The 20831-nt window shown below is 35.5% G+C and carries 11 protein-coding genes and 1 tRNA gene; 9 read left to right on the top strand and 3 right to left on the bottom strand.

The features are described 5' to 3' along the window. The first annotated feature begins 105 nt into the window (after nt 1-105). Both LXH21_RS11420 and LXH21_RS11415 read left to right on the top strand, forming a co-directional pair. Nucleotides 106-4632, top strand: a complete 4527-nt coding sequence (locus LXH21_RS11420; protein WP_239865927.1) for a LamG-like jellyroll fold domain-containing protein — start codon at nt 106-108, stop codon at nt 4630-4632. Between the two features lie 285 nt (nt 4633-4917). Further along, nucleotides 4918-10380 (top strand): LamG-like jellyroll fold domain-containing protein, encoded by a 5463-nt coding sequence (locus LXH21_RS11415; RefSeq protein WP_262916211.1) that lies wholly within the window; start codon nt 4918-4920, stop codon nt 10378-10380. Between the two features lie 139 nt (nt 10381-10519). Here LXH21_RS11415 and LXH21_RS11410 read toward each other — a convergent pair whose 3' ends face one another. Then, on the bottom strand, nt 10520-10978 hold the full coding sequence (locus tag LXH21_RS11410) for a DUF4442 domain-containing protein (protein ID WP_239865921.1): 459 nt from the start codon (nt 10976-10978) through the stop codon (nt 10520-10522). Nucleotides 10979-11149: 171 nt separating this feature from the next. Between LXH21_RS11410 and LXH21_RS11405 the strand changes: the two genes are divergently transcribed. From LXH21_RS11405 to LXH21_RS11385, 5 genes are all read left to right on the top strand, one after another. After that, entirely contained in the window at nt 11150-11611 is a 462-nt protein-coding gene (locus LXH21_RS11405) for a DUF4870 domain-containing protein (protein ID WP_239865920.1), read from the top strand. A gap of 194 nt (nt 11612-11805) precedes the next feature. Continuing rightward, nucleotides 11806-12144: a PadR family transcriptional regulator gene (locus tag LXH21_RS11400; RefSeq protein ID WP_239865919.1), complete on the top strand. Its 339-nt coding sequence runs from the start codon at nt 11806-11808 to the stop codon at nt 12142-12144. After that, nucleotides 12141-13871, top strand: coding sequence for a PspC domain-containing protein (locus LXH21_RS11395; protein ID WP_239865918.1), 1731 nt, complete (start codon nt 12141-12143; stop codon nt 13869-13871). The genes LXH21_RS11400 and LXH21_RS11395 overlap by 4 nt, the downstream gene beginning before the upstream one ends. 2 nt (nt 13872-13873) lie before the next feature. Beyond that, on the top strand, nt 13874-14614 hold the full coding sequence (locus tag LXH21_RS11390) for a head GIN domain-containing protein (RefSeq protein ID WP_239865917.1): 741 nt from the start codon (nt 13874-13876) through the stop codon (nt 14612-14614). A gap of 85 nt (nt 14615-14699) precedes the next feature. Continuing rightward, a complete protein-coding gene (locus LXH21_RS11385; RefSeq protein WP_239865915.1) occupies nt 14700-15533 on the top strand; it encodes a GIN domain-containing protein in 834 nt (277 codons plus the stop codon). Between the two features lie 73 nt (nt 15534-15606). Here LXH21_RS11385 and trxB read toward each other — a convergent pair whose 3' ends face one another. Then, a complete protein-coding gene (gene trxB / locus LXH21_RS11380; RefSeq protein ID WP_239865914.1) occupies nt 15607-16554 on the bottom strand; it encodes a thioredoxin-disulfide reductase in 948 nt (315 codons plus the stop codon). A 174-nt stretch (nt 16555-16728) separates the two neighbouring features. Then, nucleotides 16729-16803, bottom strand: a tRNA-Pro gene (locus LXH21_RS11375). A 199-nt stretch (nt 16804-17002) separates the two neighbouring features. Here LXH21_RS11375 and LXH21_RS11370 point away from each other — a divergent pair. Continuing rightward, nucleotides 17003-19522, top strand: a complete 2520-nt coding sequence (locus LXH21_RS11370; RefSeq protein WP_239865912.1) for a DUF2339 domain-containing protein — start codon at nt 17003-17005, stop codon at nt 19520-19522. Next, nucleotides 19509-20741, top strand: coding sequence for a hypothetical protein (locus LXH21_RS11365; RefSeq protein WP_239865910.1), 1233 nt, complete (start codon nt 19509-19511; stop codon nt 20739-20741). Before LXH21_RS11370 ends, LXH21_RS11365 begins: the two co-directional genes overlap by 14 nt. Nucleotides 20742-20831: the final 90 nt, after the last annotated feature.

Below are 20831 nucleotides of genomic sequence, written 5' to 3'. Positions count from 1 at the left end.
ATAGTATAATCCAAAAAAAAATATAAGTTCCAATTTTGCCCATTCATAGCAATTCAAAATTGAGAATTACTTTAAGAAAAACAGTAAGCTTCTAATGCTTTTGATATGGAACAAAATTACTTTACGATAAAAAAATTAACCAATCTTCTAGTGTATATCATACTCCTGTGTATACCTACGATCGAACTATATGCGCAACTTCGTGTTCCTTTCACCCAAAGAACATCTTCTTATTCTACTTCCAAGAAGATATATAACATCAAAGGTGATTTTACTATGATCGGAAACACAAACATGACTACAAGTGGAAGTAGTACTACTGTTGATAATACTGGAAGCAACATGTATTTTGTAGATATTGATGGAGACAGTAGCACACTCAATTCATCCTCTGCGACTCTCGGTTTCTCTACAGAAGGGGGCATTGCCAACCCTGATTGCTCAAAAGTAATTTATGCCGGACTGTATTGGACAGGAAAATCTAAAATCAATAATAATTCCCCTTTTACAGTAACCAAAGGAAGTGTAACCAACACATATGACAAAAAAATAGTAAAACTAAAAGGTGGGCTAGCTTCTAATTACACAACAATCACAGCATCTACTGCTGCTATATACTATCCTAAAAACTCAGACGATGATATTTTTGTGGGTTATCAAGAGATTACCGATTATGTAAAAACAAATGGTGTTGGTAGCTACACCGTAGCAGACATTGCCTTGGTCGAAGGCAGTAACAGTCCTGGATACCTTGGTGGTTGGGGTATTATTGTAGTCTATGAAAATCCAAAAATGAAAGATCGTGCCGTGACCATTTTTGACGGATACGCATATGTCGATCTTGGGAACACAGGTACGATTCCGATCGATGGTTTTTTTGCTACCTTAAGTGGTGATGTGGTCATGAAATTGGGAGTTATGGCTAGCGAAGGAGATAGAAATAGAACGGGTGATGCTCTAGAAATCTTAAAGCTTAATAAACCAATAGCTCCTTATAATAGTTATAACTATCTAACATTGTCACATGCTGGTAATACAGCTAATAACTTTTTCAACTCTTCTATTTACACCGATGGCAACAGCCGAAGCCCAAATTATCTCAACAATACAGGAATGGATATTTCGATGTTCAACGTCCCAAACGTAGGAAACCCAATCATTGCCAACGGCCAAACCTCCACCACTTTTAGATACAGTTCTAGCAATGATAAATTTTCAATTTTTGCCTTTGCCATGGCAGTTGATGCCTATATTCCAAAACCCATAGCCTCAGTAAAAGTTAATACCATCGCAGGAGTGACGCCTACGCTACCGTTGACAGCTTTGCCAGGAGACGAAATTCAATACAAAATAGACATCAAAAACAATGGTAGTGAAAGTACTAAAAACACTATAATCACCATTCCGATTCCTGCCTCTACCCTATACACGATCAGCAGTATTAGTACGTCAGCTATTCACAGTACATTTTCACCAGCCAATGCTCCCTACTTTGATAGTAGTTTGAATGCCATTATCTGGAATGTTGGAAATATCCCCTTACCATCAGACCCTGACACTTTACTCGGAAGTTTGCTGTTTAAGATTAAATTGACTACAGATTGTGCCACCCTATTCAATTTGGGTTGCAACAATGCCATTTCGCTAAATGGAACTATCGCCGGAAATGGTTCGGTTACAAATGTTAGCTTTAGTGATCCTGTGTCACAAGGAATAGATTATTCTACAGGTTGTTTTAATTTAATCGATAATCCTATAGTTGTAAATTTTAATAGTAGCAGTAGTACGTGCTTTGCAGTTTTGGCAGGGCCCGACAAAGCACCAGCAACTTGCGGTTTATCATCTGTTACTTTGGAGGCAACTACTAGCACTACGGGATCTTGGTCCGTGGTGAGCGGCCCTGCAGGCGGAGGCGAAGTTTTTTCTGATGTAACCAATCCTAATTCTGAATTTTCTAGTCCAAATTCTGGCGTATACACCTTGCGTTGGACAGTACCTTATGGCGGAGGAGCGTGTTCACCAATTATAGACGACACGACTGTCAACATTGGTCTGTGTAACAAATTAGATTTTGATGGTATAAATGACCATGTCAGTTTCGATAACAATTACAATTTAAATAGCGGATCATTTTCTGTAGAAACTTGGATCAAACCAGGACAAACTAACGGAGCTGTTCAAACTATATTTTCTAAAAGAACTGCATCCTCCTTAACCGATGGATATGATTTGCGTATAGTTAACAATATGATCTCTTTTAAATGGAATACCACTGGCTCAATCACTTCGCTATATCCAGTATCCACAGGAAGGTGGTATCATGTTGCAGTCACTTTTAATGGAACTGCTTATCAATTATATATCGATGGTGTGGCGGTACAGTCACCAGTGAGCGGTACAAACCCAATTGCAAACAGCAGTGCAAAATGTGTTTTGGGTGCTATGGCACCAAGCACTACGAGTCCTTACCTACCAACTAATTTTTTTAACGGTTGGATGCAAGAATTTCGTGTTTGGAATATCGCGTTGACGGAAGATCAAATGCATCAAATGATGAACCAAAGAATTCTAAAAAGCAGTACGTCGGTTTTTGGTGCATCTGTGCCGTTGGCCATTGACGGCCTTAGTTGGAACAACTTGCAAGCTTATTTCCCAATGAAACAACCCACTGACCTCGTTAATGGAAATTTAGTGGACAAATCTGCCAATCTGCGTAAAGGTCGATTAATTGGTATCGAAAGTGCTCAACCTGAAAATGCCCCTTTGCCTTATACTTCTAGCACGGACAATAGCTGGGAGAACAGTACTACATGGACTTATGGCAGTGTATGGAATATTCCCAATACCCTTGGTGTTGACGGCAGTACTCCAATAAAATGGAACATTGTTCAAACAAGCAATGCGATTACAACAGACGGTAACAAAACCGTTCTTGGATTATTGGTAGAAAGCAATACCCTCAGTGCTAATACCAATAATAAAATTGAAATCTCAAAATATTTCAAACTTGACGGTAAACTTGATTTGGTAGGAAAATCACAATTAGTGCAAACTGAAGGTAGTATCCTTGATGTAGCAAGTGCGGGATTTATCGAAAGAGACCAACAAGGGCAAGGCAATAAATACAACTACAACTATTGGGCATCACCAGTAAGTCGAATTAATTCCACACAAAACAATAGTGAGCACAGTGTTCAAGATGTTCTTAGAGATGGCACTACAACTGTTCCTCAAAACATTAATTGGATTGGGGGTTATGATGGAGCAACTACTTCACCTATTAGTGTAGCGCGCTATTGGTTGTACAAATTTGATAATTACAGCAATGCATATGCCAACTGGGTACAAATAAATGAGACCGGAACTTTAAGAACCGGACAAGGATTTACAATGAAAGGTAACAATGGTCCGAGTACTTCTCAGAACTATACTTTTGTCGGTAAGCCAAACAATGGTACTATTTCTTCTAACGTAGTTGGAGCTAGCCAGCTATTGCTTACCGGTAACCCTTACCCGTCTGCACTAGATTCCAAAGCCTTCATAAATGATAATAGCACATCGTTTGATGGAAATATTTACTTCTGGGAACATTATACAACTAATAATACTCACATATTACGAGATTACCAAGGTGGTTATGCTGTTTTAAATCTTACCGGCGGTATTCCTGCAAATGCATCATCAACGACGCTTATTAGTGGAAACGGACTTAGTTCAAAAGGTGCTCCATACCAGTACATACCTGTAGGACAAGCTTTTTTTGTATACGGAAAAGCAGGTACAGGTGGACCTGTGATTTATAAAAATAGCCAAAGAGCTTTTCATAAAGAGGATGAATCTGAGATTTCAAATGCAACATTTCGAACAAATAGTAGCGGAAAAAGTACTATTTACAATGATAATAGTAACGATCCAATTGTAGATAATGACCATTATAAAAAAATACGATTAGGATATACCTCAGCTGTAAACTTTCACAGACAGGTGCTTCTTGGTTTTATAGATAATAAAGCAACAGCTGCATTTGATGATGGCTATGATGCTTATTTGCTAGATGCTTTTCCTAACGATATGTCTTTTATTAGTAATGGTATAAAACTGGTGATTCAGGGCGAAGGTACTTTTGACAACAATGCTACTTTCCCACTTGCTTTAAAAGCAGATCAAACAGGTACAGTGATCTTCACTTTAGATGGAATCGAAAATTTTGACAATAACGAAAAATTCTATATTCTTGATAAATTAAGTAATACATATCACGATATAACTTCTGATTCCTATGAAATAACCCTAGATGCTGGCGAGTACCTTGACCGTTTTTCATTAACTTTTAAAAATTCAAATGCAGAACCGACACTAGCTGTGAATTCTTCTGATGTAAACAATTCTGCAGTGATAGTTGCATACCAGCAAAATAATCGTACGATAACAATTCAAAAGAACAATGATGAAGTCGAAATCAAAGATGCGTCATTGTACGACATGAGCGGAAAAAGAATTAGGAATTGGAGTGCGTCCTCTTTAATCCAAAATAATTTTCAATTGCCAATTGGTCAATTAAGTTCTGGAGTATATATTGTTACGCTTACTACTTCTAACGGAAAAATTAGTCAAAAAATCATTATACCTTAAAATCTTTTAAAAAATTTGAAACTCCGTCTTTCTTCTAAATGCACTATAAATTCCATTAATCGATACTGTATCAAATCGTTATGATTCTATACTCTTTCTGAAACTGTTTTTCTAAATAATAAGAAATACTCCTACTATTTTGACATTTCCAAATTCAAAATAGTATTGATTTATTATTAATTTAAGAAAATTTGTCTTTAACATGTATATTATAGTTAAATTTGAACAGCTTTAATTATAATCAACGCCCCGATTTACATTAGAGATAATCTGATCTTTTCTTTTATGAAAAAAACTCTACCTACTAACTATTCCTGCTTTTATTATTTTCTATTTTTTATTACGTCCTTAGTATATTCACAGACTTATACCAATACTGTTCCTGGAACTTATTCTATAAAAGTTCCTGCGGGTGTGACTACAGCTCAAGTTGAAGCTTGGGGTGCTGGTGGTGGTGGTGGTGCTTATAGAGCTACTTATAATGGTGATTTTAAAGCTGGTGGTGGTGGTGGTGGTGGCTACGCCCGTATTTCAGGCATAACTGTTGATCCACTTCTAAGCTACACAATTGTAATAGGTGAAGGTGGGCAAGGCATCTATAACGCAGTTACTGGAGGACAGACAAACAATCCTGGTACGGATTCTTCATTTGAAAATAGTGTAATTGCTAAAGGAGGTAAAACTCCGTTGCCGTGGGAAACAACCACAGGTTATGGAGGTACAGGTTCTACCGGAGCAACAACTTACACTGGAGGGGCAGGAGGAAATGGAATCTATGGAGCAAGAACCTTCACTGGTAGTGGTGGTGGAGCTGCTGGAAGTGGTGCAGATGGTGCAAATGGTACAGCAGCGAACAATACCGCTAGTCTAGGAGGTATCGGGGGAACAAGTGGCGGTGGTGACGGTGGTGCCGGACGAAACACTGTGGGTGATGGTAATCCTGGTAACACTCCTGGTGGTGGTGGTGGTGGCGCTTATGGTACCTATTCTGCAAATGTAGCGCTCCAAGTGGCGAAAAATGGCGGTAAAGGGGGGAATGGCCAAGTTGTACTTACGTACAACTGCCCTACTTATTCTTTTTCTTCTATCCTTGCTACTGATACCTCTCCAAATAACTATTGTACGATAACGGTTAGCAACATTAGTGGAGGACTTCCAGCTGGAAGTTATACTATCATTTATAATTTATCTGGTAGTAATACGGCAACGGGAAATATAGCGCCTCTTGAAGTTAATGCGTCTGGAACAGGAACTTTCAACACAAATACGCTTGCCAGTGCTGGTAGTACAACTATTACTGTCACGCAAATAAGTAGTGGAACGGGTGGAGCCTGTAATTCAGCTCCTATTATTAACAATTCATCAAACTTCACTGTTCTAAATGCACCCACGATTAATGTATCAGGAAACAGTCTAACCATTATAAATGGTGATGCAACTCCATCAACCACAGATTATACTCATTTTGGTAATGTGCAGGTGTCAAGTGCAGCGGTTTCAAAAAACTATACAATTACCAACAATGGAACTGCACCACTTTTAATTTCAAGTACACCAACAATTTCGGGGGCAAACGCTAGCGATTTCATTATATCAATTCCCCCTGCAACAACCATTGCTGCTGGTAGTAGTACCACTTTTCAGGTTTCATGCAACACGAGCACAGTGGGAGCCAAAAATGCAACAATTAACATCTCTAGTAACGACATTTTTAAAAACCCTTATAAATTCGCCATACAAGCAGAAGGGGTACAATATTTCTACGACAGTGATGGCGACGGAATCCTTGATGATGCCGATTTAGATGACGACAACGACGGAATTTTAGACACTACAGAAGAGAACAATTGTAGAGCCGTAAATGGTTACGCTGTAAATTATAAATTTTTAAACGAAACTTTTGGCGCTGGTACAAATCGGGTACAAATTAACACAACCTATCCGGCCACCACTTCGTATTGTTTTCAAGATGCTACAAATGCATCAGTTTGCGAAGGAGGTCCCAATTCAACTGATCTGAACGATGGAAAATACACGGTAGCCTCTACAGCGCAAGTAGCTCAATGGGCTCCCAGCATTTGGTGGTTAGGAGGAGATCATACGGGTGATACTGACGGAAGAATGGCATTATTCAACGCATCGTATACAAAAGGAACCTTTTATACGGCCGAAATTACAGGAGCATTACCCAATGTACCCGTAACCTACAGCTTTTACATTTTAAATCTTGACAGAATCACAGCATCAGGAAGAATCAAACCCAATATTAAAGTTGAATTCAGAGATTTAACAGGCGTTGTTTTGCAAACCATCACCACTGGTGATATTCAAAATGACGAGACTTGGCACCAATTTACCGCCAACTTGACCCTGCCTACCAACGCCTTCAAAGTAGTTTTTATTAACGAAAATCCTGGAGGACTTGGTAATGACCTTGCGCTAGATGACATTGTTATCACACAAACCCTGTGCGACCGCGACAACGATGGTATTGCAGATGTATTTGATCTAGATGCTGACAATGATGGTATTGAAGATGTTATCGAGGCTGGACTTGGTTACCTAACCAATGGTACAGGCCGCATCGATGCTGTATCATGGGTAGATACGAATGGTAATGGTATACACGATGCTGCTGAAAGTGTAGCTGCTTTACCTACTTTGGATTCAGATGGTGATGGGGTTCCTAATTACTTGGACTTAGACAGTGACAATGATAGCCTTTTTGACGTAGACGAATCACATGCCGGCAATACCAATGCTGCAGTAGGATTTGAAAACGGCGATGGTGACATTACCGGTGATGGTGTCGGTGATGGTCCAGAATCGGAAGCATTTCGAGAACAAGATTCAAATGGCGATGGTGTATTGGAATGGTTTGGTGATGGAATCCTTGATGTTTATGATTATGGCAAAGGAGTAGAAAAAGATTTTACAACTCAGTATGGTAATAGAAACCAAGGAGTTTCCAACACAAACCCTGCCACAACTTATCTACAAGACACTGATGGTGATGGTATACCCGATTATTTAGACATAATGTCTGATGGAATTAACTGGGACATCAGTAACAATATTAAAATTTACGATTACAAAATACTAGACGCAAATAACGATGGTATCATTGACGGTACAGTTGATATAGATAAAGACGGAATCATTGATACTTTTGATACCAATACGGCTCAATTTGGTTCTCCTAGAGATTTAAGAACCAAATTATTTTTAGATTTTGATGGACGAAATGATTATGCCGATAGTACCCCCATTTTAGGCGACCTTCCAGCAGCAAGTTTAATGGCTTGGATAAATTTAAAAACACCTTTTACAGGAACTTCTTCTGTCATCATTGGTCAAAATAATTTCCAACTTATAATAAATGCTAGCAAAAATTTAGAAGTCACTGTCAATGGAACAACTATTTCATATACCTCAACAACTTTCAACGAATCGCAATGGTATCACGTCGCTGCCGTTTTTGATGGCGTAACAAAAAATATAAAATTATATTTAAACGGTTCAATGGTTGCTTCGGTAACCGGACCAACTACAACCGGAACGGATAGTTCAAAATTAACGATCGGTAAGGCCCCTGACACTAATTCATTGTATTTCAAAGGAAAAATTGACGAGGTGCGAGTATTTAATATCGCTTTGACGGATTCACAATTACAACGAATGGTGTATCAGGAAATCAAAAATTTTGGTGGCGAAATACGTGGAGAGATTGTACCAAAAAATGTAGCAACATCGCCTTCTAGCCTGCCCTTTACCAATTTATTGCGTTATTACCGAATGGACAATTATAAAGATGATGTCATTGACGACTTGACCACTCTTGCCATAGATGTAACCGGAACAAAAATCTACAATCATAAGAATATTTATATTCAAGAAGCACCAATGCCTTTTCTAACTGAAAGAAGTGGGAATTTGGCCGAGGCAGTAAATAGTCCTACTAAAGAAATAAGAGGACTTGATATCATGGAGCAAGATTGGTCTATTGTTAAAATATCTCACGATATCACTGAAACAGTAAACAATATAGATTTAGGAATGATAGTAGACAGCAATAAAACAATTGTTGCGTCCAATGATATGAAAGTCCAAAACGATTGGTATTTAAAATTAGATGGGAAAATAGATTTGGTAGGCAAATCCCAACTAGTTCAAACTACAGAAAGTGATCTTGATGTAGCGAGTACAGGTTTTATAGAGCGCGACCAACAAGGGCAAGGTAACTTATACAATTACAATTATTGGGCCTCACCAGTGGGCAGAATTAACACCACCGAAAATAACACAGACCATAGCATTAGCGAAGTGCTTCGAGACGGAACAACAACTATTCCAAAAACTATAAACTGGGTTGATGGTTATGATGGAGCTGCATCCAGCCCCATTAGTATTGCTAGGTACTGGTTGTATAAATTTGACAATTACGCAAACGCGTATGCAAACTGGAGTCAGATTTTAGAAACAGGAACTGTAAGAGCTGGACAAGGATTTACCATGAAAGGTAATCAAGGACCGGGAACTAGTCAAAACTATACTTTTGTCGGAAAACCTAATAATGGTACTATTTCAACAAATACCGTAGGAGCTAGCCAACTTTTATTAACCGGAAACCCCTACCCATCAGCTTTGGATTCAAAAGAATTCATCAACGATAATTTAGCTTCAATCGATGGTACTATTTATTTTTGGGAACATTACACAACCAATAATACGCATATACTTCGAGATTATCAAGGAGGATATGCTGTATTGAACCTAACTGGCGGTACTCCTACAAGTTCTTCTTTGACAACATTGATTAGTGGCAACGGAACTACAGCAAAAGATGCCCCAAATCGATACATACCAGTAGGTCAAGGATTTTTTGTTTATGGTAAAACTGACGCAACGGGCGACCTTACTTTTAAAAATAGTCAAAGAGGGTTTCAAAGAGAGAATGATTCACTTTCAAATTATACTTTTAAACAAAGTGCCGCAGGAAAGACCATAATATTAGTAGAGAACCCTAATGATTCTATTATTGACACTGATAAATACAAAAAAGTACGTTTGGGTTACACATCGGCAGTAAATTTCCATAGACAAGTTTTATTAGGATTTATGAATGAAAAAGCTAGTAATAATTTCGATAATGGATACGATGCTTATTTACTGGATGCTTTCCCCAATGATATGTCATTTAATAATAACGGAACAAAATTGGTGATTCAAGGGGAAGGCTTTTTTGATCCCGCAGTAAAAATTCCTTTAGCCGTAAAAGCAGATCAAACGGGTACTGTCAGCTTTAATATTGATAGTCTCGAAAATTTTGACAATACTGATAACTTTTATATTTATGATAAAGAAAATGATAGTTATAATGATATAAAAGAGGTCGCTTATAAAGTTAGTATTGAACCTGGTGAGTATCTCGATCGCTTTGCTTTGACATTTAAAGATTTGAACAAAATCTTAAAGGACGATTTCCCACTCGATTCTAAAGAAGCTTCAATCACTGTTACGCATTTGCAAGACAGTAACAATTTATATATCCTGAACACTGCAAAAGAAACAATTATTTATGCAGTAAAACTTTTTGATATAAGTGGTAAAGCAATTTATAACTGGGATACGGAAAAATTAAGTCAATCTGGTTTTCAATTACCTTTGAAGAAATTAAGTGCTGGTGTTTATATTGTTGTTTTGAATACTTCTAATGGAAAGAAGAGTCAGCAGATAATCATACCTTAATGATGAAGAAGTTATTTGCACATTATTATTAAATATATTTTTAGTGCTAAAGTATAAAGCGATATAAGGATTACTTCTCCAATATTATTTACCCAAAAGAAATTAAATGAAACCTCCCAGTATTGGGACGTTTCATTTTTTATTTAGCTTTCAATTTAATACTCCATTCAAATTCCATCTCAGAAACTTGGACACCCTTTTCATCTACTCCTATTGATTTCATCCAGAAACTTTGTCCTTCTCCTGTTGTAATTGTATCTTTCAAAGCCTTTTCGATTTTATGACCATCCTGGCACACAAATGTAATAAGTCCAGTAGCTTTTTTGGTAAACACTGCCTTATTTTGAGCAACAAGCATAGAGATTTTTTTCCCGCCCCCTTGTATATGATTCATCACCAATGCACCTGTTGTTAACTCTGCTGCCATAGCTTGTGTTGCAAAATACATTGATTTGAAGGGATTTTGATTTATCCATCGGTGCTTTACTGTCACTTTACACTTTAGTAAATCAATCTCTCTCACTCTCACACCACTTATATATGCAGAGGGAAGTTTAAATAATAAAAAGGAATTGAGTTTTGATGGATTTAGTTTCATTGGTTATGGTTTTTATGCTAAAATACAAAAAATTACTATGCGTACATAGTAATTATATATTGTTAATTCTATGTTAAATTCTAGTACTATGCAAAACAAGATACCTGCTTTAGACTTATCTTTGTAATTGAATTCAAGATGAATTGAATATCATCTAATAAATAATAAGATATGCAACCTAAAAACGAAAACAACATTGCGGCATTAACTCACCTGAGCGCTCTAGGACAATACCTTTTTCCGTTTGGTAACTATATACTTCCTTTGCTGATATGGAATTTAAAAAAAAATGAATCTACTGTCATTGATCATAATGGCCGTCAAGTATTGAATTTTCAGTTTAGTGTTCTGTTGTATACGATAGTGCTCTTGCTAATTGCAATTCCTGTATTTTTAATAATAGTATTTAACAATATGAGTATAAATGCACTCTTTAATGATCATGAATGGATTATTAAAAATTTCAACATTAGCGGTAATAGTACGTTTATAACTATAGGACTAATTGCCATTGTACTTTTAATAACTTTAAAAATAATAGAATTTATTTACATCATCTACGGAACGATTAAGGCATCAAACGGAGAGCAGTTCCATTATCCTTTTACTATTCCGTTTCTTAAATCAATTTGATTTTATAATATTACTAATTAAAAATAACTGTCGAATATAATCCTGCGTGAAGGATAGCAGTGAAAATCCTTTTGGGGGCTTGCGCTTATGCCCCCAAAAGATTGTAACGAATAGCCTGACCCACATTTTTTTTGTGGGTCACGCCCAAATAAAATACAAACAAAACACCTCAGAGAGGCAAAACAAAATAAATTATGAATATTGAAAACACAAAAGCACAGATGCGGAAAGGTGTTCTCGAATTTTGCATTCTATCTGTACTAAAAGAGAAGGATGCATACACCTCTGAAATACTAGACACCTTAAAAAATGCCAAGTTACTTGTGGTGGAGGGAACTATTTACCCATTACTAACTCGATTAAAAAACGACGGATTGCTAAGTTACAGATGGGAAGAATCGACCTCTGGACCACCTAGAAAATACTACGGATTGACTCCTGAAGGTCAAACTTTTTTGAATGAACTAAATGGTACTTGGACTGAATTGTCTGATGCCGTAACACTAATTACCAATAAAAATACAGCATCATGAATAAAACTGTAAACACAAACCTGGGTGGATTTATTTTTCATATCGATGAGGACGCCTACTTAAAATTAACGCGCTATTTTGATGCCATCAAGCGATCCTTGAACAACAGTTCTGAGCAGGACGAAATTATTAAGGATATTGAAATGCGCGTCGCAGAACTATTTAGTGACAAACAAACAAGCAATAAGCAGGTTATTGGCTTAAAAGAAGTTGATGAAATCATCGCGATCATGGGACAACCTGAGGATTATATCATCGAGGACGAAAATCAATCTGGCTCAACGTACACCGCACCGTCGTATTCTAATAACAAGAAACTGTATCGTGACACAGATGGTAGCATGATTGGTGGTGTTGCATCTGGTCTTGGTTATTACTTTGGTATTGACGTTGTATGGATTCGTATCGTTCTAGTTTTACTTGTTTTTGCTGGATTTGGAACCGGAATAATAGCATATGTCGTGTTGTGGATAGTAATGCCCGAGGCTAATACTACATCTGAGAAATTGGAGATGAAGGGGGAGCCGGTAAATATCTCAAATATCGAAAAAAAAGTAAGGGAAGAATTCGACACTGTTACAAACAAGTTTAAGAATGTTGATTATGACAAATATGGTAATCAGTTCAAGAGCGGTGCATCAAAAGTAGGAAATAATTTTGGTGACTTTTTTATGGGTATTTTTAAAGTCATTGCAAAGTTTACAGGAATACTTTTAATCCTATCAGGGCTTGCAATTATTATTACCTTTTTAGTTGGAGCGCTAACTTTGGGTACTGTACACTTTAGTTCATTTCCGTTTCATCAATTTATAGAATCTGGAAACTTCACCGATTATCCTGTTTGGGCTTTTGGTTTATTATTTTTCATCGCAGTTGCCATTCCAAATTTCTTTTTGATTTTATTGGGTTTTAAGTTAATATCTCCGAATTTAAAATCTATAGGTTCTATTGCTAAATATACGCTCTTTGCAATTTGGATTATCGCTATAGCATTATTGATCTCAATTGGGGTTAAGCAAGCATCGGCATTTGCTTATGAAGGAAGGGTTGTAAACAAACAGAATCTAACTATTGCTACTACAGATACACTTTCTATAAAATTTACGCACAATGTTGATTTTGCTAAAAGCGTAAATGACAGAACAGATTTTAAAGTAACACAGGACAGCACAGGTAACGATGTCATTTATTCAAATCAAATTCGTTTTCGAATCGAAAGAACCGATGAGATTACAGCCTATATTCAGATAGAAAAAGAAGCACGAGGCAGCTCTTTACACGATGCTAAACAGAGAGCGCAGAAAATTGCCTATCATTTCGAAATAAAAAATAATCAGCTTATTTTAGACAATTACCTTTTAACAAACATTAAAAATAAATTTAGAGACCAAGAAGTAGAGATAACGCTTTACTTACCCGAGGGAATAATCTTTAAAGTAGATGCCAGTGTGGCACGCTATAATAATTCTAATGATGACTATTTTGACCTCCACTCTGATACCGAAAATAATATTTATAAAGTTTTTGAATCGAAAGTAAAATGTTTAAACTGCTTAAATGACGATGATTCTTATGAAATCAAGGAGAATGAAGAAGTAAACAATACAATTACAATCAATAGTAACGGACTTACATTATCGAATGACACATTAATAGACAGTCAATCAAATAAACAAATCCAGGAACTGCGCATCAATAAAGACGGTGTAGTAATTAAAACGAAATAATAATGAAACATCAATTAGCACTACTTAAAAGGTTTATCCCTACTCTAGCAATAGTATTGATATTTGCATCATGTAACCATTTTATCAATCTAGACACTGTGACAGGAAGCGGAAATGTTACCACAGAAAATAGATCTTTTGATCAAGAATTTACTGGTATCAAATCTAGCAATGGTATCGATGTAATTATTGAACAGGCAGACAAATTTGAAGTAATAGTAGAAGCTGATGATAACATACAAGAGTCAATTACAGTCAAAGTACAAAATGGCACGTTGATGATTGGATGCAAATATGATTCGTTTATTGGCGTTACGACCAAAAAAGTGCTTGTAAAGATGCCTGTTATTGAAGAGCTACAAGCATCTCGGTCTTCAACAATAGGGAGCAACAATAAAATCAAAAGCAATAGTATTGATATCAATACCTCGACTGGTTCAACAGTAGATCTAAATATAAATTCGGATAAAATCATTTGCATGGCTAGTACAGGGAGTGAGATTTTTTTAAAAGGTCTAGCATTAGAATTAGAAGCCAAAGCATCAACAGGAAGCGAAATTGATACAGAAGAATTAATTGCAAATGAAGTTATTGCTAATTCTTCAACAGGATCTACAATAATGGTTAGCCCTAGTTTAAATCTGCGCGCCACTGCATCAACTGGTAGTAGTATAACATACAGTAAAACACCTAAAAAGATAACCAAAATTAAGAGTACTGGGGCAAGTATCGAACTTAATTAAACTACTTGATTGCCTTTTAATACCAAATCATCTGTTCAAAGCGGATGATTTTTTTATATTTGTATAAATTTATATTTAAAAAAAAATGAAAAAATTATCTGCTATACTCCTATTTATCTTTTGTAGTACCATCGCGATGGCGCAAAACAAGGAAAAGATCAAAGGTTCTAGAGCTGTCACTACCAAATTTATAAACCTATCTGGTTTTAAAAGCATCGAAGTTACAGATAACTTAGAAGTTTTTCTTGAAAAAGGCGATGCTCCAAGTTTAAAAATTGAAGCAGATGACAATTTACATAATGTAATTTCATCTGTAGTAAAAGATAGTATTTTGTATTTGAATACTACAAAAGAAGTTAGTCGTTTTAAAAAACTATCCATTTACGTTACCTACAATGATAATTTAAATTTAATTACTGCCAAGGGACAATCAATTGTAAATGCATTGCAAGAATTACAGATGGACACGCTTAAGGTTAAGGGTTACAACGATGCTAATCTTTTTCTAAATGCAAATACTAAAAACTTCTACCTTGAAAGCAATGATAAGTCAAAAACTGAATTGAATTTGAAATCTCAAAAAGGAAAAGTGATTTTAAGTCAAACTTCATCTCTGAAATCATTAGTAAAAGTTGATGATTTTACATGTGACATGTACCAGAAATCGGTAGCTGATATAGAAGGAAATGCTACAAATGCAAAAATCAGGTTGGACAACAATGGTGCTTTTACAGGAAGAAAGTTTTCTTGTCAAAATGTCACCCTAGTTGCAGAAAGCGCATCGGTTTGCATCATTAAAGCAGATACGGCAATATCTATAAGTGCAAATGGGAAAGCTGAAATTCAGCTACTAGGTAGTCCAAAAATTGAGCTAATCAACTTTTCGGATGAGGTAAAACTAATGAAGAAAACAAAATAAATCATCATGTATAAATAAAAAGTCCCAATTCACTAATATGAATTGGGACTTTTTTATGCTCGAATAGATTGTATTATTCTTTTGAAGCCAAATATCTTTCAGCATCAAGAGCAGCCATACAACCAGTACCTGCAGCAGTAATAGCCTGACGGTATACGTGGTCAGCAGCATCACCTGATACAAAAACACCTTCAACATTCGTTTTAGATGATCCTGGTGTATTAACGATATATCCTGTTTCGTCTAGAGTTATAAAATCCTTAAAAATATCTGTATTTGGTTTATGACCAATTGCTACGAAGAAACCAGTTGCTTCGATGTCAAACGTCTCCCCGCTTGTTTTATTCAAAGCTCTTACACCTGTAACTACTTGCTCGTCTCCTAATACTTCGACAGTATCGTGATTCATTAAGATATGAATATTCTCTGTTTTACGCACGCGTTCTTCCATAATTCTCGATGCGCGAAATTTTTCACTTCTTACCAACATTGTTACTTTTTTACAAAGTTTTGATAAGTAATGAGCTTCCTCGCAAGCAGAATCTCCAGCTCCTACAATAACCACCTCTTGATTTCTGTAGAAAAATCCATCACATACGGCGCAGGCAGAAACCCCACCACCCATTTGTAAATAGTGCTGCTCTGAAGCTATTCCTAAATATTTTGCAGTAGCTCCTGTAGAGATAATAACTGTTTCACAATGCAACTCAATAGCATCGTTGATCCATACTTTATGTACATCACCAGAAAAATCCACTTTAGTAGCCCATCCATCACGGATATCTGTACCAAAACGTTCTGCTTGAGCTTGCAAACCCACCATCATTTCTGGTCCTGTAATTCCTTCTGGGTTACCTGGCCAGTTTTCTACTTCATTAGTAGTAGTTAATTGTCCACCCGGTTGCATCCCTTGATATACTACTGGATTCATGTTGGCTCTAGCCGCATAAATTGCTGCTGTATAACCTGCAGGTCCAGAACCTATAATAAGACATTTTATTTTTTCTATTGTATCTGACATATGATTGTAGTTTAATTTTAAAAACAGTACAAAAGTAACTTTTTATTATGAAAAAAAGGAGCTAGTACAATCAGTTTTTGTTATGGCATTATAGAGCCAAGAGCATATACTCAACTTACAAATGCTCACTTCAATTCATAAAAAAAACCCTCTTGCTTTACAAGAAGGTTTTAGTCGGGGTGGCAGGATTCGAACCTGCGGCCTCCTGCTCCCAAAGCAGGCGCGATAACCGAGCTACGCTACACCCCGTAACGCGGGTGCAAATATACAATTATTTTTTGCTTGCACAAACTTATTTTAAAAAAGATATTTTACGAATCTTGAATGACGATAATTATCCTGTAATATAATCTTGTTTTCAATTTTAACTGATATAATTTTACGATTAAACTTTCAAAAAACATATTTTATGATATATTTACTCTGAATTACACCTTATTATATTACTATGGAATTTTTTTCAGGAATTATAGTTGTTGCTTTATTTTTATTTATCAATTCAAAATTCAGTAAACTGGACTCTAAGTTCATTTCGCTTGACGCTGAATTAAAAGCATTGAATAGAAAACTTGCCGCACTACAAAAAGACCAAACTGTACCTAAGAAAGAAGAAAGCAGATCAACTGAAACTTTCGAAAAAGAAATACCTATTTCCGAAACAGTTAATATTCCAGAAAGTGTGCCAGTCCAAGAAGACATTGTTGAGTCAGTTAATAAAGTTCCTGATGAAGCGCTACCAGTAATGGAATCTATTACAAAACCAGATACAATCGAACCTTCCGAAAAACCTAAAATAGCTATAAAATACGAGCCTAAAAAGTCCTTCTGGGAGAGGTTCAGAGAGAAAAATCCAGATCTAGAAAAATTTATTGGTGAAGATTTAATTAGTAAAATAGGGGTTTTGATTCTTGTATTAGGGATTAGCTATTTTGTAAAATTTGCTATCGATAAAGATTGGATCAATGAACCAGCACGTGTAGGAATCGGAATGTTGTGTGGTAGCCTAGTATTAGCGGTAGCACACAAATTGCGACAAAATTATGCTGCTTTTAGTTCTGTGCTGGTTGCAGGAGCGATTGCAATTTTCTATTTCACGATCGGAATCGCATTTCATACGTATCATCTATTTAGTCAGACTGTTGCTTTTATAATTATGGTAAGTATAACAGCCTTCAGTTGTCTAATATCGCTTTCTTACAATCGCAAAGAGTTGGCAGTACTTTCACTTATTGGAGGTTTTGCTGTTCCGTTTATGGTAAGTGCCGGACAAGGTAATTATATCGTTCTTTTTACCTACATAAGCATTCTTAATGTTGGTATATTAGCTATAGCCTATTTTAAGAGATGGTCTATCATTAATATTCTATCTTACATATTTACAGTGTTCTTATACGGTGGTTGGCTATATAGAGACATAACATCAGAAGCGCCTCATTATGTTGGAGCAATTGTCTTCGCGTTTGTCTTTTACTTCATCTTTATCTTAACAAATATTATTAATAATTTAAGAACTAAAGGGATTTTTTCAACTACAGAACTAAGTATACTTGCGAGTAATACCTTCTTATTTTATGCAGCTGTAATGATTGTATTAAATGACTTTCATCCTGAGTTAAGAGGTCTTTTTACCACCCTACTCGGTTTGTTGAACTTTACTTATGCGTGGTTTTTGTACAAAAAATTTGGACTCGACAAAACAGCTGTCTATTTATTAATTGGACTCACACTTACATTTATTACACTTGCTATACCAATTCAGTTTGAAGGACATTCTATAACCTTATTTTGGGCAGCCGAATCTGTTTTACTATTCTGGTTATCTCAAAAATCAAAAATCACAAGCTACTTGTTTGGATCTGTAATTGTTTACATTTTAATGATTATAAGTCTAGTCATTGACTGGGGAACTATCTATAGTGACGAAAATGTCTTGACAATTCTCTTCAATAAAATAGCGATTACAGGAATTTTTGCTACGCTATCTTCATCAGCCATTTACTTTTTATTAAAAAAAGATAACAACAATTACAGTCAATATGGTATTACGCTTAATGCTGCCAAATACCGCAGTTTCATCCAAATAATGACTGTAATCTTAGCTTATTTAACCGGAATATTCGAGGTTTCTTTTCAGTCAGACTATTATGTCGCTGGGCCAAGTTCAGTAGCTAGTGTGATTGCACTATATCATTTATTATTCACAGGCCTTCTGTTTTATTTCCTCTCCAAAAGCAAAATTACTTATAAGCTTAATACAGCTGTAATCCTTGCGGTCGTAAATATTTTAATCTATACTTTTATCTTCTCCAACTTTGCTTTCAACGAGCATAAATCTTATATCAGTAACGGATTGGAACAAAGAATTGCCTTTTACCTTCACTATTTCTCTATAACAATCACGGCATATCTAGGCTTCGCTTTCTTTAAAATTAAGGATCGAGTTCCGTTTTTGAATATTTTTAATAAAAGTCTGTGGATATGGATTGGTACTTTCTTAATAATATATCTTGCTAGTACAGAATTACTATTACACGGCTTACTACTATCAGACAGCACTTTAACTATTGCTGACATAAAGGCAAGTCCTCTATATGACGTTACAGAAAATTACAATACAAATAGTTTGTCTTATCTAAAATCGGAAATTGCAGATGCAGTTATTTCGAACACAAAAATTAAAATTATTAAAACTGGATTCCCAATTTTATGGGGGATATTTGCTTTTACTTTTCTATTATTCGGAATTAAAAAAAGAAATAAAACGCTACGTATTGCAGCCCTAGTTGTTCTTGGAATAACTATTTTAAAATTATTTATATACGATATTAGTAATGCCTCTGAAACCGGAAAAATTATCGCTTTCATTTTATTAGGAGTGCTTATCTTAATAATATCATATGTATACCAAAAAATTAAAGTTCTAGTACAGGACGATTCTATTAATAATAAATCCAATGAAGTTGAATAAATTTTTAATCCTACTCCTGTCAATTAATAGTCTGTTTGCGCAAATGCAAACCACCGCAACCTTGCAAAAAGTGGCTAATAGTGGTTTTCACCGCATTATTCTTTCTCCAGAAATTCGTTCCTATTCAAAGCAAGATTTAAGCGATATCAGAATTTTTGATGCTAATAATATTGAACTGCCCTACTTTATTATGGCAGACAACACTACCAATCAGTCCAGTAATTTTGAAGCATTTACTTTTATCACAAAGAAAACTATTCCTAATAAGAGCAGTACAATACTATTTAAAAATAGTAAACAGTCGGTAAATGAAATAGTAGCCTCCATAAGTAATACTGAGGTCGTAAAAAGTTACAACCTTAGCGGAAGTGATGATCAAAACGAATGGTATGGCCTTATCAACAAGGGGAAATTAGATAATTTAAGTGATCCTACAGCTAGTTCCGTTTTTAAAAAAATCGCGATTCCAAATACCAATTACAAGTTCTTAAAAATTGAATTTGACGACACTAAAACGTTACCAATTAACGTCTTGAATATTGGCACTATGACCTATGTTTCTACAACAGAAAAAGTTGTGCAAGAAAAAATCGCTACTAAGAAGATTAAAATTACTGAAGATCCAATTCAGAAACTGACTAAAATACACATCGCATTGGACAGGCCACAACAAATAAATCAAATACATTTTTCAATTTCAGAACCAGAATATTATATTCGAAAAGCTACTCTTTATAAAAATCGAAAAAGAAAATACAAAAAGAAAATAACGAACGAAAAAGAATATTTAGCAGACTTTACCTTAAATTCAAAATTAAACAACACGATATCGTTATTCAATTTTTTTGAGAAGGATTTTTATATCGAAATTGATAATCAAGACAACACTGCATTATCAATTGATAAACTTAGTCTTTTACAAGATCAAATTGCCTTAATCGCTAAACTAGACAGTGATAAAAAATACATCATCAAAACAGGTAATAAAAATTTAACTACTCCAGTTTATGATATTGAAAATTTTAAATCAGAGATTCCGAATGAACTGCCGGAAGCTAAAGTATTAAAAGTTAGTCATGAGAAAAATCATAATGCCATAAATACAGCTACATCCTTTTGGCAAAAACCTTGGTTCATGTGGATGTGTATCAGCGTAGGCGCTATCGTCTTATTTTACTTTTCGGCTACTCTAGTAAAAGACATGAAGAATAATTCATAATCTTATTGTTCGAATGAAAAGAAATTTCAAATGATTAATTAAGGATATTGCAACTATAAAGTTGAAAATAACTTAATGGCTACATAGAAA

The organism is Flavobacterium algicola (assembly GCF_022399565.1).
Taxonomy (GTDB): domain Bacteria; phylum Bacteroidota; class Bacteroidia; order Flavobacteriales; family Flavobacteriaceae; genus Flavobacterium; species Flavobacterium algicola.
This window is presented reverse-complemented; position numbering and strand designations above follow the sequence as displayed.

Coding starts and splice junctions, on each gene's coding strand:
- LXH21_RS11420 (WP_239865927.1), top strand. CDS start 106: ATGGAACAAAATTACTTTACGATAAAAAAATTAACCAATCTTCTAGTG.
- LXH21_RS11415 (WP_262916211.1), top strand. CDS start 4,918: ATGAAAAAAACTCTACCTACTAACTATTCCTGCTTTTATTATTTTCTA.
- LXH21_RS11410 (WP_239865921.1), bottom strand. CDS start 10,978: ATGAAACTAAATCCATCAAAACTCAATTCCTTTTTATTATTTAAACTT.
- LXH21_RS11405 (WP_239865920.1), top strand. CDS start 11,150: ATGCAACCTAAAAACGAAAACAACATTGCGGCATTAACTCACCTGAGC.
- LXH21_RS11400 (WP_239865919.1), top strand. CDS start 11,806: ATGAATATTGAAAACACAAAAGCACAGATGCGGAAAGGTGTTCTCGAA.
- LXH21_RS11395 (WP_239865918.1), top strand. CDS start 12,141: ATGAATAAAACTGTAAACACAAACCTGGGTGGATTTATTTTTCATATC.
- LXH21_RS11390 (WP_239865917.1), top strand. CDS start 13,874: ATGAAACATCAATTAGCACTACTTAAAAGGTTTATCCCTACTCTAGCA.
- LXH21_RS11385 (WP_239865915.1), top strand. CDS start 14,700: ATGAAAAAATTATCTGCTATACTCCTATTTATCTTTTGTAGTACCATC.
- trxB (WP_239865914.1), bottom strand. CDS start 16,554: ATGTCAGATACAATAGAAAAAATAAAATGTCTTATTATAGGTTCTGGA.
- LXH21_RS11370 (WP_239865912.1), top strand. CDS start 17,003: ATGGAATTTTTTTCAGGAATTATAGTTGTTGCTTTATTTTTATTTATC.
- LXH21_RS11365 (WP_239865910.1), top strand. CDS start 19,509: ATGAAGTTGAATAAATTTTTAATCCTACTCCTGTCAATTAATAGTCTG.